General features: G+C 61.1%; 11 protein-coding genes. 4 read left to right on the forward strand and 7 right to left on the reverse strand.

The features are described 5' to 3' along the window. Window positions 1-456 precede the first annotated feature (456 nt). Window positions 457-2013: a sigma-54-dependent transcriptional regulator gene (locus EA797_RS13315; RefSeq protein ID WP_122165894.1), complete on the reverse strand. Its 1557-nt coding sequence runs from the start codon at window positions 2011-2013 to the stop codon at window positions 457-459. A gap of 264 nt (window positions 2014-2277) precedes the next feature. Here EA797_RS13315 and phhA point away from each other — a divergent pair, with 264 nt between their 5' ends. The 4 genes from phhA to rimA all read left to right on the forward strand — a co-directional run bounded on the left by phhA (window position 2278) and on the right by rimA (window position 6038). After that, a complete protein-coding gene (gene phhA / locus EA797_RS13320) occupies window positions 2278-3063 on the forward strand; it encodes a phenylalanine 4-monooxygenase (RefSeq protein ID WP_122165896.1) in 786 nt (261 codons plus the stop codon). A gap of 265 nt (window positions 3064-3328) precedes the next feature. After that, complete coding sequence (locus EA797_RS13325) at window positions 3329-3685, forward strand: 4a-hydroxytetrahydrobiopterin dehydratase (RefSeq protein WP_122165897.1); 357 nt, start codon at window positions 3329-3331, stop codon at window positions 3683-3685. Continuing rightward, window positions 3682-4878, forward strand: a complete 1197-nt coding sequence (locus EA797_RS13330; protein WP_122165899.1) for an amino acid aminotransferase — start codon at window positions 3682-3684, stop codon at window positions 4876-4878. Before EA797_RS13325 ends, EA797_RS13330 begins: the two co-directional genes overlap by 4 nt. 347 nt (window positions 4879-5225) lie before the next feature. Then, on the forward strand, window positions 5226-6038 hold the full coding sequence (gene rimA / locus EA797_RS13335; protein WP_122165901.1) for a S6 modification regulatory phosphodiesterase RimA: 813 nt from the start codon (window positions 5226-5228) through the stop codon (window positions 6036-6038). A 6-nt stretch (window positions 6039-6044) separates the two neighbouring features. Here rimA and EA797_RS13340 read toward each other — a convergent pair whose 3' ends face one another. From EA797_RS13340 to EA797_RS13365, 6 genes are all read right to left on the reverse strand, one after another. Beyond that, the gene (locus EA797_RS13340) at window positions 6045-6728 is read right to left on the reverse strand and encodes a type 1 glutamine amidotransferase domain-containing protein (protein ID WP_122165903.1); all 684 of its coding nucleotides are present in this window, start codon (window positions 6726-6728) and stop codon (window positions 6045-6047) included. A gap of 356 nt (window positions 6729-7084) precedes the next feature. Then, entirely contained in the window at window positions 7085-8974 is a 1890-nt protein-coding gene (locus EA797_RS13345) for a methyl-accepting chemotaxis protein (RefSeq protein WP_122165905.1), read from the reverse strand. Between the two features lie 227 nt (window positions 8975-9201). After that, complete coding sequence (locus EA797_RS13350) at window positions 9202-10668, reverse strand: sodium-dependent transporter (protein WP_122165907.1); 1467 nt, start codon at window positions 10666-10668, stop codon at window positions 9202-9204. Window positions 10669-10742: 74 nt separating this feature from the next. Next, window positions 10743-11423 carry a maleylacetoacetate isomerase gene (maiA, locus tag EA797_RS13355; RefSeq protein ID WP_244214108.1) on the reverse strand — a complete coding sequence of 227 codons (681 nt, stop codon included), beginning with the start codon at window positions 11421-11423 and terminating at the stop codon, window positions 10743-10745. A 275-nt stretch (window positions 11424-11698) separates the two neighbouring features. Further along, window positions 11699-13108 carry a sodium-dependent transporter gene (locus EA797_RS13360; protein ID WP_122166330.1) on the reverse strand — a complete coding sequence of 470 codons (1410 nt, stop codon included), beginning with the start codon at window positions 13106-13108 and terminating at the stop codon, window positions 11699-11701. Window positions 13109-13232: 124 nt separating this feature from the next. Further along, the gene (locus EA797_RS13365; protein ID WP_122165909.1) at window positions 13233-14324 is read right to left on the reverse strand and encodes a Glu/Leu/Phe/Val dehydrogenase dimerization domain-containing protein; all 1092 of its coding nucleotides are present in this window, start codon (window positions 14322-14324) and stop codon (window positions 13233-13235) included. Between the last annotated feature and the right edge of the window lie 121 nt (window positions 14325-14445).

Here is a 14445-nt window from a genome sequence, read left to right on the forward strand (position 1 = left end):
ATCGCCAGCAAGCTGGCTCCTACAGGTGGCTGCTGTGCGGTGGTTGAGTGAATGCGATGCCGATGCACCAAACGATTACATGTCGGACGGCGTTCAAATCCATCAAGCGGGCACTATCTCGCTCTTCGTAGGAGCCAGCTTGCCGGCGATCCCTGTGCGTCAAACCTAACACTGATGCAGCGCCCATCTCTGATCACCAGCAAGCTGGCTCCTACAGGTGGCTGCTGTGCGGTGGTTGAGTGAATGCGAATTCGATGCACAAAACGATTACATGTCGGACTGCGTTCAAATCCATCAAGCGGGCACTATCTTGCTCTTCGTAGGAGCCAGCTTGCTGGCGATCCCTGTGCGTCAAATCTGACACCGCTGTAGCGCCCATCTCAGATCTCCAGGAAGCTGGCTCCTACCGGTGCGGGCTGCGCTGTGATCGGTGGCTGCCGCAGCGATGCAAGGCAGTCAGCCCTCCTTGCCAACGCCATATTCCCGCAGCTTGTTGGCCACGGTGGTGTGTGACACGCCGAGCCGCTTGCCTAGCAACCGGCTGCTGGGGTGGCGTTGATAGAGTTCCTGCAAAACGGCCTTCTCAAAACGCCCGACAATGCTGTCCAGGTCGCCTTCAAGCGAAAAATCACCCAGCGGCTTCGGCGTCCCGTAGTCGGGCAGCCGAATATGTTCGGGTTTGATCACGCCGCCCTCACACAACGAAACCGCCTGAAACAGGGTGTTTTCCAGCTGCCGAACATTGCCTGGCCAGTGATAGCCGGCCAAACGCTCGAGCGCGGCCGGCGAAAGGCTCGGCAAGGCGCAGCCGATCTGTCGGCTGGCCTGATCGAGAAAGTGCAGCGCCAGCGGTTCAAGACCATCCAGGCATTCACGCAGTGGCGGTATGTGCAATGACAGTACGTTGAGGCGGTGATAGAGATCCTGGCGAAACTCGCCCTTGGCGCAGAGTTCGGACAAATCCAGCTGCGTCGCGCAGATCACTCGCACATCGAGGTAGACCTCTTCGTCGCTGCCGACCCGGCGGAAGCAGCCGTCCTGCAGGAAGCGCACGAGCTTGGCCTGCAGCCGGGTGCTCATCTCACCCACACCGTCGAGAAACAGCGTGCCGCCCGCCGTCAGTTCCAGCAGACCGAGCTTGCCCTCGGGCCGGGCACCCTCGAAAGCGCCGGGTCCGTAACCAAACAGCTCTGTCTCGGCCATGGATTCGGGCAGCGCGGCGCAGTTGAGCGCCATGAAGGGTGATTGGCCACGCGGGCTGGACAGATGACAGGCACGCGCCAGCAGCTCCTTGCCGGTGCCAGTCTCGCCCTCGATCAGCAGCGGCGCATCCAGCGGTGCCATGCGCCGCGCCTCACGCACCACCGCGGCCATCACTTTAGAGCTCTGGAAAATGCTGTCGAAGCCGCGCAGCTCCTGCTTGCGCACGTTGTAGATGCGCTCGCCCAGACGGTCGGCGCGGTGCAGCGTCAGTACCGCTCCGGCCAAGGCCTCGCTGTCGTCATGCTCCGATTGCAGCGGCGCGATGTCCGCAAGAAATATGTCGCCTTTGATGGTCACGCGCAGGCCGTTGATCCGCGCCTTGTTGGCCCGCACCAGCTCCGGTAGATCGAAGTCTTCTGCGTAGCGCGACAGGCTCATGCCCGGCACCTCATCCACCCGCACGCCGAGTAGCTGCGCAGCGGCGCGGTTGGCAGCGACGATAGCGCCAGCCATATCGATGGACAGGACCGGAAATTCCAGCGCGCCCAGCAAGGCATTGAGCTCCAGCGAATGGCGCTCGCTGGGCATCAATCCGACCTTGCGCACCTCGAATACGCCTTGCAGTGCCTCGATCTTGGGCCGCAGCGCCTGCAATTGCAGATTCATCAGGTTGGGGCAGTGCAGGTACACCGCGTTGCCGTGCTCACCGCCAACCTCGCCACGGGCAACGTTTATGCCGTAGTCGACCAGCAATTCGAGCATGTCGCGAAGAATGCCGACACGGTTTTGGCAGAGGATCTTGATTCGCATGCAGGCCGCCTTGGGCATTTTGTTATGTACGGCAGTGTTTTTTTAATGACCGCCGTGAATTACCGTCAAGATTATTTGACAGCAGAGCCGCCAAGCAAGACTAGATCTCCAATTAATCGAGAACGCGTAAGCTTTTCGTTACGCTTATGCGAGACGATTTGCCGCAGCGTGGCACTCGGCGCCTGGCTATCCAGCGCCCAGCGGGATCAGATGGAGGCATCTACAACAACAAGACTTACGCGGCCATCCCGCTCAGGAGGTCAGATGAAAGCCACGAAATACGTTGCCCGCGAGCCCGATGCGCAAGGCCACATTGCCTACCCCGACGCCGAACATGGGGTTTGGCAGACGCTGATCGAACGTCAGCTGAAACTGCTCGACGGCCGTGCCTGCCAGGAATACCTGGATGGCATCGAACAACTCGCCCTGCCCCACGACCGAATTCCGCAGCTCAATGAGATCAACCGCGTGCTGGATGCGACCACCGGCTGGCAGGTGGCACGTGTACCGGCACTGATTCCGTTCCAGACGTTTTTCGAGCTCTTAGCCAGTAAGCGCTTTCCAGTTGCCACCTTTATCCGTACGCGCGAAGAGCTGGATTACCTGCAGGAACCGGACATCTTCCACGAGATTTTCGGCCACTGCCCGCTACTGACAAACCCCTGGTTCGCAGAATTCACACATACCTATGGCCAGCTCGGCCTCAAGGCCAGCAAGGAAGAACGCGTCTACCTGGCACGGCTGTACTGGATGACCATCGAGTTCGGCCTGGTGGATACCCCGGCAGGCCGGCGCATCTATGGTGGAGGTATTCTTTCCTCGCCGAAGGAGACGCTTTACAGCGTTTCCGATGAGCCCGAGCACCAGCCATTCGACGTGGTTGAAGCGATGCGCACGCCGTATCGCATCGACATTCTGCAGCCGGTTTACTTCGTCCTGCCCGAGCTCAAGCGTCTGTTCGAAGTGGCCCATGAGGACATCATGGCCCACGTGCGCACTGCCATGCAGCTGGGCCTGCACCAGCCGAAGTTTCCGCCGAAAGCAGCGTAGGGTGGAAAACTGCGAAGCATTTCCGCGCGTTGGCTTCGACCTCGACGATGTCTGGCGGCGCGGGTTGTCCCGACCAACTGGTGGATGAGCCTCTGGCGTCATCCAACCTACGTTGCTCGGGCAACGCGGCGGACCGAACCCGACGTGTGGACAAGCCTGAGGCGTTGTCCACCCTACGCTGCTTAACTCTCATCAAACCCATCACATAGGGTGGGCTTTAGCCCACCGCTCCACTCAACCAACCGATCATCATAAGGACCCATCAATGACCGCCCTCAACCAAGCCCACTGCGAAGCCTGCCGCGCGGACGCGCCGAAAGTCTCCGATGACGAACTGGCCGAGCTGATCAAGCAGATCCCGGACTGGAACATCGAGACCCGCGACGGACACATGGAGTTGGAGAAGGTCTTTCTGTTCAAGAATTTCCGCCACGCCCTGGCCTTCACCAATGCCGTCGGCGAAATCGCTGAAGCCGAGGGTCACCATCCTGGCCTGCTCACCGAGTGGGGCAAGGTCACCGTCACATGGTGGAGCCACTCCATCAGAGGCCTGCACCGCAACGACTTTATCATGGCTGCTCGTACCGACGAGGTCGCGAAAACCGCAGAGGGCCGTAAGTGAAGCATTTCAGCGACGTTGCGCGGGTGCCCGGCGACCCTATCCTCGGGTTGCTGGATGCCTATCGCGCCGATCCGAACCCGGCCAAGCTCGACTTAGGGGTCGGCGTCTACAAAGACGCTCTGGGCCTGACGCCGATCCCCAAGGCGGTAAAGCAGGCGGAACAGCGGTTGATCGAAAGTGAAAAGACCAAGAGCTACATCGGTGGTCACGGCGATACGCTGTTCGGTGAGCAGCTCCTGAAACTGGTGCTGGGTGAAGGCTCGCCGGCGCTCGTCGACAACCGCGCCGGCTGCACTCAGACACCGGGCGGAACCGGTGCACTGCGGCTTGTAGGAGACTTCATCGCTAAATGTCTGCCGGGCCGCAGCCTCTGGCTCAGCGACCCGACCTGGCCGATTCACGAAACGCTATTCACTGCAGCCCGATTGAAGGTCGAGCATTATCCCTACGTCGACTCGCAGAACAGACTCGACGTACCGGCGATGCTTGCCGCGATGGAGAGGATTCCCAGTGGCGATGTGGTGCTGCTGCACGCCTGCTGCCACAACCCCACCGGGTACGACCTGACTCAGGACGACTGGCGCCAGGTGCTGGACATCGTCCGGACGCGTGAATTGCTGCCGCTGTTCGACTTCGCCTATCAGGGCTTCGGCGACGGGCTGGACGAAGACGCCTGGGCGGTGCGGCTGTTCGTCGAGGCACTGCCGGAGGTGCTGATCACCAGCTCCTGCTCGAAGAACTTCGGTCTGTACCGGGAACGCACCGGCGCGCTCATTGCGGTTACTGCGGACGGCGACTCGCTGATCGATGTGCGCAGCCAGTTCGCCTCGGTAGCGCGCAATCTCTGGTCCACACCGCCGTCCCACGGCGCCGCTGTAGTTGGGACGATCCTGGCCAACAGCGAGCTACGCCAGCTCTGGCAGCAGGAAGTGGCCGCCAAGCGCGAACGCATCGCAGCGTTGAGGCAGGGATTGGTGGAAGCACTTGCGCCGCATGGCCTGGCCGAGCGCTTCGCGCATATTGCCGAGCAACGCGGGATGTTCTCCTACACCGGGCTGACAGCCGATCAGGTGCTGCGTCTGCGCCGCGAGGATGCGGTCTATCTGGTGGAAAGTGGTCGGGCCAACATCGCGGGGCTCGATGCTGCACGGCTCGATCAGCTGGCGGCCGCCATAGCTCGGGTTGTGGGCTAAGGGCCAGACTCCACCCTGCCATGCATCGACCGGCAAGTCGCGACGATTGCTGTGGCAGGGGCGAAATCATCTCGATTTCACCCAGCATCGTCTTTGACGACCTCAAGCATTTCCGCCGACCACACTAAAACCGACAATCAGCTAAGTCAGAACCGGCTTAATCCACCCGGAACTCAAATGAATATGGCGTGTCGTAGCACTTAGCCATCATCGCGTAGCGTTTCTAACCTACTATGGTGGTAGATAGCTCAGCTGAACGTGACTGACCGGTCCGGTGACGAGTGGGCTATAGGGCCGGCTGTACCGGCCGCTACAACCCAGCACAGGTTTCTTATACGAGCGCCGCCATGATCCAAAGCAACACTGCCGGTAACCCAGCTCCAAGCGAATACGCCTGCCACGCTGCCAGCGAACATGGCGCCTGCCCAAGCTGCGCCAGCGGCGAGCGCCTGGGCTTTCGCTTCAGCTATGCCTACCAGCCGATCGTCGACATTTCCAAGCGCGAGATCTTCGCTCATGAAGCGTTGGTGCGCGGCGTCAATGGCGAGCCCGCGCCCAGCGTGCTGTCACAGGTGACTGAGGACAATCGCTTCCGCTTTGACCAGGCCTGCCGGGTCAAGGCCATCAAGACCGCTGCCAAGCTCCAGATGCAGGGCATGCTGTCGATCAACTTCCTGCCTAACGCTATCTATCGTCCCGAGCTGTGCATCCGCTCGACGCTGGAAGCGGCGCGTGCTCACAATTTCCCGGTCGAGCGGATCATCTTCGAGACGGTTGAAGGCGAGCGCATCAGTGATGCGAAGTGGCTAACGGAGGTGTTTCGTGAGTACCAGCGCATCGGCTTTCTTACGGCCATTGATGATTTCGGTGCTGGTTTTGCCGGCCTCAACCTGCTCGCGGATTTTCAGCCAGACCTGATCAAACTGGACATGGATCTGATTCGCGGAATCGACCAGAGCAGGGTAAGGCAGGCCATCGTCCGTGGGACCGTAGGGATCTGCGCCGAGCTGGGAATCAAGGTGATCGCCGAAGGTGTGGAAACCGCCGATGAATGCAGCGCCCTGCAGGATTTGGGAATCAACCTGCTGCAGGGCTATCTGTTCAGCAAACCGCTGTTTGAAACCTGCAGCCAGACCGAGTCCATGGTCTGGCCTCGCTAAGCCGCTTCAGCCCGCTTTCAGCAGCTTGAGCAGTTCTTTCGCGGCTTCTTCGGAGGAGGCAGGGTTCTGGCCGGTCACCAGCAGGCCATCGACCAACACGTATGAGGACCAGTCCGGGCCCTTGCTGTAGTCGCCACCGATTTCCTTGAGTTTATCTTCGAGCAGGAAGGGCACCACCTCGGTGAGCTGGACGCCCTCCTCTTCGGTGTTGGTAAAGCCTGTCACGCGCTTGCCCTTGACCAGATACTCGCCGTCCACCCCACGCACCTGAACCAACGCCGCCGGCGCATGGCAGACCGCACCCACTGGCTTGCGCGCCTTGATGAAGGATTCGATCAGAGCGATGGAAGTGGCGTTGCCTGTCAGATCCCACAGCGGGCCGTGGCCGCCGGGATAGAACACGGTATCGAAGTCTGCCGCCGACACCTCGTCCAGCTTGCGGGTGTTGGCCAACAGTGCATTGGCCTCGCCATCGTCCTTGAAACGTTTGGTCGCCTCGGTCTGGGCATCGGGCGCATCGCTTTTCGGATCCAGTGGCGGTTGGCCGCCCTTCGGAGAGGCCAGCACGATCTCGGCGCCGGCGTCCTTGAAGACGTAATAAGGGGCGGCGAATTCTTCGAGCCAGAAGCCGGTGGGTTTGCCGGTGTCGCCTAGCTTGTCGTGGGATGTGAGCACGATGAGAACTTTCATGGGGTCTCCTTTGATCGGGGGCCCGAATGCAGGCCCTTGATTCATCTCGACCATGGGGGTGGGGAATCGATCGATTGGGTGTCCCGGTAAGGCTTCCGTGCCGTATGCCCGCTCCGCCGCCTTCAGTAGGAGCGAGATTGCTCGCGAAGGCTTCTGGCTTGTGCTTCGTTGGCGCAGCTTATTTACGGAGTTGGCCGACGCATTGGTTTCGCCCTGCTGGGCGAAACCAATGCTTTGGCCGACACCGCAATTAGGCCGACCTAATGAAGCCCAAGCCCAAGAGCCTCGCAACCGCGCCGCCTATTTGTTGCCCACAAAAAAAGGGCGCCGAAGCGCCCTTTCATTTAAACAAGAAATCAGATCCTGAAACTCCCCACCAGCTGCTTCAACCTCGCTGCCTGCTGCTCCAAGTCTCCACACGCCCGCAAGGTCGAATGCAGGTTCTCCACACCCTCCTGGTTCAAGGTGTTGATCTCCGTAATGTCCATGTTCAGCGACTCGATCACCGAGGTCTGCTCCTCGGTCGCGGTCGCCACCGACTGGTTCATCGCGTCAATCTCGCCGATGCTGCGGGTCACACTGCCAAGGCGCTCGCCGGCCTGGTTGGCGATGCCAACACTCGACTCACACTGCCGCTGACTGGCGGTCATGGTGCTCACAGAATCGCGGGCGCCAACCTGCAACTGCTCGATCATGCCGTGGATTTCCTGCGCCGACGTCTGGGTGCGATGGGCCAGGCTGCGGACCTCATCGGCCACCACCGCGAAGCCTCGCCCGGCTTCACCGGCGCGGGCTGCTTCGATGGCTGCGTTGAGCGCCAGCAGGTTGGTCTGCTCGGAGATGCCCTTGATGACGTCGAGGATCTGTCCGATGCCAACCGTCTGGCTGTTCAGCGCTTCGATCTGCGCACAGGAAGCGCTGATGTTGTTCGACAGCTGCTTCATCGCCTCGATGTTCTGCTCGACGACTTTGCGCCCGTCTTCGGCCTGATGGCTGGCACCGCTGGCCTGCTGCGAAGCATCGGCCGCGTTGCGGGCGATCTCCTGGGCAGCGGCACCAAGCTGGTTGATTGCCGCCGCGACACTGTTGGTGCGGCTGGCCTGCTCGTCGGAGTTGACCATCGAGGAGTTCGAGGCAGCCAGTACGCGTTGTGCCACCTCATTGACCTGTTCGGTCGCCGAGGAGACCTCCCGGATCGAGCCATGGATACGTTCGACGAAGCGGTTGAATGCGGCCGCCAGCACCCCGAACTCATCCTGCGATTGCACGGTGAGACGGCGGGTCAGATCGCCCTCGCCCTCGGCAATGTTGGTCATCGCCCGGCCCATGTCGGTGAGCGGACGCATCAACACGCGGATGAGCATGCCGAGCAGCACGAGGATGAACACAACAGCGATAACCGTGGCCGCCAACGCCGAAGCGCGGAAGCTGGCCAGGGCCGCGTAGGCTTTGTCCTTCTCAACCGAGATACCAACGTACCAGGTCACCGAAGGCAGGCCGGGAACCGGGCTGAAGCTGAGAATGCGCGCCTGGCCGTCCACTTCGGATTCGCTCAAGCCTTTGGTCAGAGATGGAGTGTTCTGCGGATAGATTTCGGCCAGTGTCTTCATGACCCTGGTCTTGTCGGGATGGACCAGCACCTTGCCATCGCCACTGACCAGGAAGGCATAGCCCATGCCATCGAAGTTCAGGGCATTGATGATGTCCACCAACGCTTGCAGGCCAAGGTCCCCGCCGACCACGCCAACGGTCTGGCTGCCCTCACGTGCCGGGGTCGCAATGGTAATGATCAGCTCACCGGTAGCCGCATCGACATAGGGCTCGGTGAGGGTCGTGCCGCCGGCGGCCACCGCATCCTTGTACCAAGGGCGGACACGCGGATCGTAGTCGGCAGGCATCTCCTCTTGCGGGCGCATGGTAAAGCTCCCGCTTTGCTCACCCAGATATGTGAAGGCGAAGGTCGAAGTCAGCGCTTTCTGCTCGAGCAGACTGACAACAGCGTCGTCGGAGCGATCGTTGCCGATCGACTGAGCCGCGCTTTCCACAAGGAGGATGCGTCCGGATAGCCAGTTATGGATGTTATGGGCCGTCACCTCGCCCATCTCATTCAGATAGCTCTCGAGATTCTCGCGAATCGAGTTGCGCTGCAGGTAGTCGTTGAACAGCGTGAACAGGGCGAAGGTCGCAATCACCACGAGTGAGGCGGCCAGCAGAATCTTATGGCTGAACTTGAGGCGGCTAGGCATAGCGCATGTCCGGAGTTGATCTATGTCAAATCGGAGGTCCCTTTCCTGGCTGAGCATCCTTGTGCTAATCGACTTATCGGCTTGGGCCAGAAGACCTTGAGATGACCGTCTGTCAGCTGAAAGCGATAAAGACGAATGAGCTACGCCTCCCGCTACAGGCGAACCCCAAGCAAAAACGGCACTCCCGTTTCCGGAAGTGCCGTCTGGTCAGCTCTGTGGATTGCGATTCAGGCGTTGCGCCCGGCCAGCGCCGGCAGTACACGCGGCCGCAAACCCTCTCCCAGGATAGTCAGCACGCCGATGGCGCCGGCAATCCAGTACCAGCGCACCAGTGGGTCGAAGCCCAGCCAGCCCAGCGCATGCAGGAACACCATGGTGATCAGCACCGGGCAGACATAGCGCACCATGAACAACCACAGCGCATAGCCCAGCGGTGGCAGATCCAGCTCGTCACGCATGATTTCACTGCGCAGCGCGTAGCCGGCGAAGATTACGGTGAAGATCCCGCCCAGCGGCATCATCCAGCGCGAGGTCAGGTAATCGAGCCAGTCGAAGAAGTTCTTGCCCATGGGCGTCCAGCCTGCCATCAGGTTGAACGACAGCATCGCCAGCATGCTGATGACCAGCAGCACAGCGCCTGCGGCCATGGCGGCCTTGAGGCGGCTGATGCCATGTTTCTCATTGAGGTAGGCCACCGTGGCTTCGATCATCGAGATGGCCGACGTCATCGCAGCGACCGAGACCATGGCGAAGAACAGCACGCCAAAGACGGTACCGAACGGCATCTGCTGGAAGGCCAGCGGCAGGCTCATGAAAATCAGCCCCGGCCCAGCGGTTGGGTCCATGCCGTTGGCGAAGATGATCGGGAAGATCGCCAAGCCTGCCAGCAACGCAACGCAGGTATCGGCGATGGCCACCACAAAGGTGGTGCGGGCAATCGACTGCCCATCGGGGATGTAGGAGCCGTAGGTCATGATGGCCCCGGCAGCCAGGCTCAGGGTAAAGAAGGCATGACCAAGTGCGGTCAGCAAGGCCTCACCGGTGAGCTTGGACGTATCGAAACTGAACAGAAAGGCAAACCCCTGCTCGAACCCGCCACTGGTAAAGGCGTAGCCAACAAGAATCAACAACATCAAGGCCAGGCCCGGCATCATCCAACGCACCGCGCGCTCAATGCCTGCCTGCACGCCTTTGGCCACGATCCACAGGGTCAACGCGGTAACCAGCAGGCTCCAACCGCCCAGCTGCCAGGGATTGGCGTTGTGCGCCTCGAACACCTGAGCCAACCCGTCTACGGAACTGGCGGCGAGTGAGCCATCGAGCATCTTCAAGGTATAGGCAAAGGCCCAACCAGCCACCACCACATAGAAGCAAAGGATCAGAAAGCCGGCTGCCATGGACATCAGGCCGATGCCCTTCCATAGCGGGCTGCTGCCATTTTCCTGCGCCGTACGGCCTACCGCATCGATGGGGCTGCCGCGGCCACGGCGACCAATGGCGATCTCGGTCATCATCACGGGCACGCCGATGGCGAAAATGCACGCCAGGTACATCAGTACGAACGCGCCGCCGCCGTACTCGCCGGTGATGTAGGGGAATTTCCAGATGTTGCCCAAGCCGACTGCGGAGCCGGTCGCGGCAAGAATGAAGCCCCAGCGGGACAGCCAGAGGTTCTTGGGTTTTTCACGGGTCATGCGTCACCTGTTTGTTGTTATCTGTGACGGGATCGAACCCGCCGCGCTCGTGACGCGACGGAATGCAAGGCGGATTACTGAGCGTCTGGCTGCACCTCCGGAGCTGCTTTGGAAAAGGCTTCGAGGGATTCGCACTGCTCGGTCATCTGCAAAATGCGCGGGTACGCATTGAGGTCACAGGCAAAACGGCGCGCATTGTATACCTGCGGAATCAGGCATGCTTCCAGATAACCCGGCCGTCTGCCGAGTGACAGCTTGCCGTCGAAGGCAGCCAGACCCTGTTCGACACCTGCCAGTCCGGTTGAGATCCAGTGCTGAATCCATTGCTGCTTCGCTGCATCATCGACACCCAGGGTGCCGCTCAAGTACTGCAGTACGCGCAGGTTGTTCAGCGGATGCAGATCACAGGCAATGTGCAGCGCTAGGGAGCGCACCCGCGCACGATCGGCCGGGTCGTCCGGTAGAAGCGATGGAAGCGGGAAGACTTCTTCCAGATATTCGAGGATAGCCAGCGATTGGCTGATGCGAACGTCCCCGTCGACCAGCAGGGGCACCAAGCCTTGGGGGTTGAGCGCCTTGTAGTCGGCCGAATGCTGCTGGCCGCCGTCCTTGACCAGATGCACCGGCAGGTTCTCGAATGCCATTCCTTTCAGATTCAGGGCGATGCGTACCCGGTAGGCGGCACTTGAACGCCAATAACCGTAGAGTTTCAGTGTGGGTGAACCGACTGTTTGATTCATCTCGGTGTTGATCATGAAAGTCCCTGATTCGTGGCTAACCCGGCGTCCTCGATGGATCCGCTCGCTGCCTTTTAGTTGCCTTCGCTGACACGCTGATTGCCATCTCAAACCAGCCGAGATGAGGACACAAGCCTGTCTTCGCGCCGATCAGACGCCACTCGACCAAGTGGGCGGAAGCTTTTCTTTACGGCCCGCCGGTGCGCTGGAGCGCCAGCCTTTCACACCTTCGTCCGTAACGAAAAGCTGACGACGCGGTGCGACAGGACGCCGCACCTCGAACAAGCGGAGCCTCAGATCAGCCCACTCAGGTTGAGAAACACCAGCACGATGGCCAGCGGTGTGCCGAAGCGCAGCAGCAGCCACCAGGCTTTGAACAGCCCCGCATGCTGAATACCTATGGAGTCGCGCACCGTCTGCTCCTTCATCACCCAGCCGGTGAACAGCACCGTACACAGCCCTCCCAACGGCATCAGCCAATTGGTGGTCAGGTAATCGAGGGTGTCGAAGAAGGTCTTGCCGAACAGCTGGTAGTCCGCCCACAAGTTGAACGAGAAGACACTGCCCAGGCTCAGCAGCCACAGCAGCGCGCCGCTGGTCAGCACCGCTTTCAAGCGGGTCATGCCGAAACGCTCGGTCATCCAGGCAATGCTCGGCTCGCTCAGCGATATGGCCGATGTCAGCGCAGCGATAACCAGCATGATGAAGAACAGCCCGCCCACCACCTGGCCCAGCGGCATCTGGCCGAAAGCGATGGGCAGCGTGACGAAGATCAGCCCTGGCCCGGCGCCCGGCTCCAGACCGTTGCCGAAGACCAGCGGAAAGATCGCCAAGCCGGCCAGCAGCGCTACGACGGTATCGGCCAGCGCCACGAGCACAGCGGTTTTGGCGATCGAGGTACCTTCCGGCAGATAAGAGCCATAGACCATCATCGCGCCGGCACCCAGGCTGAGCGTGAAGAAGGCATGCCCCAGCGCGACCAGCACACTGGTGGCGGTCAACGCGGAGAAATCCGGCACGAAGAGGAACTGCACTGCCTGAAGAAATTCCCCGGTCACAGCGGCATATCCAACCAGCCCAAGCAGCAGCACGAACAGGCCGGGCATGAGGAACCGCAGCGAGCGCTCAAGTCCGCCACGCACACCAAGGCCAACGATCAGCACTGTTGCGGCCAACACCAGCGTGCCGCAGAGGATCAGGCGCATCGGGCTGGCCAGCAAGCCGTTGAATACCTCGCCGCTGACATCACCCCCTGCGCCACTGAAAGTCCCGCTGAGCGTGGTTGGCACATAGGACAACGCCCAGCCGGCCACAACCAGATAGAAGCTGAGAATCAGAAAACCGGTCAGCCCACCGAGCCAACCCGCAACGCGCCATTTCGTGCTGGCGCCCGCCTCACGCGCCAGCCGCGCCACCGCGCCATCCGGGTTCTGCCGACCGCGGCGGCCGATCATCACCTCAGCCATCAGCAATGGGATGCCGATCAAGAGGATGCATCCGAGATAGACCAGCACGAAGGCGCCGCCCCCGTTCTGGCCGGTGATGTAGGGGAATTTCCAGATGTTGCCCAGACCTACCGCAGAGCCGGTAGCCGCCAGGAAGAAAACCCAGCGCGAGGACCAGAGGCCGCGAGCGGCACTTTGCTGAGTACGAACGGAGGCGCCACCGAGCGTACCGGCGGCGAGGCTGCTTTTGTCAGTCATTGTGGTTTCCTGTTTGTTGTTTTTGTCAGGCTGCATGTTTCATCGATGGAATCGAAACGCTCGGCAACGCCAAAAGCCGATGCCGAAAAGAACGAGGGCAGCCCGTAGCTGCCCTTGCGTGCTGCTAGGCGTGCAGACGCTGCTCGGCAGGCCGCAACGCATCGCCGGTCTGTAAGCGCTCGAGCGCTAGATGGTCGGCAATGATCGAGGTGGGCTCACCACTGGCGGTGGCTCGGTTGAAGATCTCCCGCAGGGTGTCGCCGATACTTCTGACGTGCGCATCGCTTTGCGCCGCGCTGCCGCCGATACGCTGGTAGTAGACATCGATAATGCCGCCGGCATTGATGGCGTAATCCGGTGCGTAGAGGTGATTGCGGCGCTGCAGTTCGACCCCGATCTCGGGGCTCGCCAGCTGATTGTTGGCCGCCCCGGCGATGACCGGCGCCCGCAGGCTCTGCAAGGTTTCAGCGTTCAGGATGCCGCCCATGGCGCAAGGCGCGAACACATCCACATCCAGGCCATAGATATCGTGTGGGCGCACTGCGTTGGCACCGAGCTCTTCCATCGCCTGGCGTACATTGGCATCGAAGATGTCGCACACCCACAGCTCAGCCCCGGCCTGCTTCAGATGCCGTGCCAGGCCCAGCCCCACGTGCCCGACCCCCTGGATGGCGACCTTGAGCCCGGCCAGGTCGTCGCGGCCAAGCCGCTGACGCACTGCTTCGCGCAGGCCGACGAACACGCCGAGCGCGGTGGAAGGCGACGGATCGCCGCTGGCGATGCTGCCGTCAACGGTGGTGCGTGGCGTAGCGCCGATGACGTGGCGCGTGCGCTGGGCGAATGCCTGCATCTCCGGCTCGCCAGTGCCCGAATCGGCCGCCGTGATATAGCGTCCGCCCAGGCTGTCGACGAAATCACCCATGGCATGCAACAGCGCTTGGCTCTTGCCTGTATGCGGGTCACCGATGATCACGGCCTTGCCGCCGCCGAGCTTGAGCCCGGCCAGCGAAGACTTCAGCGTCATGCCGCGAGACAAGCGCAGTACGTCGCACAAGGCATCGTCGTCGCTCGCATAAGGAAACATCCTGCAGCCGCCGAGCGCCGGGCCGAGCGTAGTGTCATGGATGGCGATGATGGCGCGCAGACCCGAGGCCTCGTCATGGCAGAACACCACCTGCTCGTGGTGATCGAAATCGGGATGGGTGAAAACGGACATTGCGGATTCCTCTATTGTTTTTCTGATCGAGAGTCCTGCCGTGCAGGCCCTTCAATGTTCTGTGCTGCGCATTGGGGAACGGAGGGTCAAAGCCCACCCTACAAGGCTGCAGCTCGCCGTA

The sequence above is a fragment of the Stutzerimonas zhaodongensis genome, assembly GCF_003696365.1.
GTDB classification, from domain to species: domain Bacteria; phylum Pseudomonadota; class Gammaproteobacteria; order Pseudomonadales; family Pseudomonadaceae; genus Stutzerimonas; species Stutzerimonas zhaodongensis.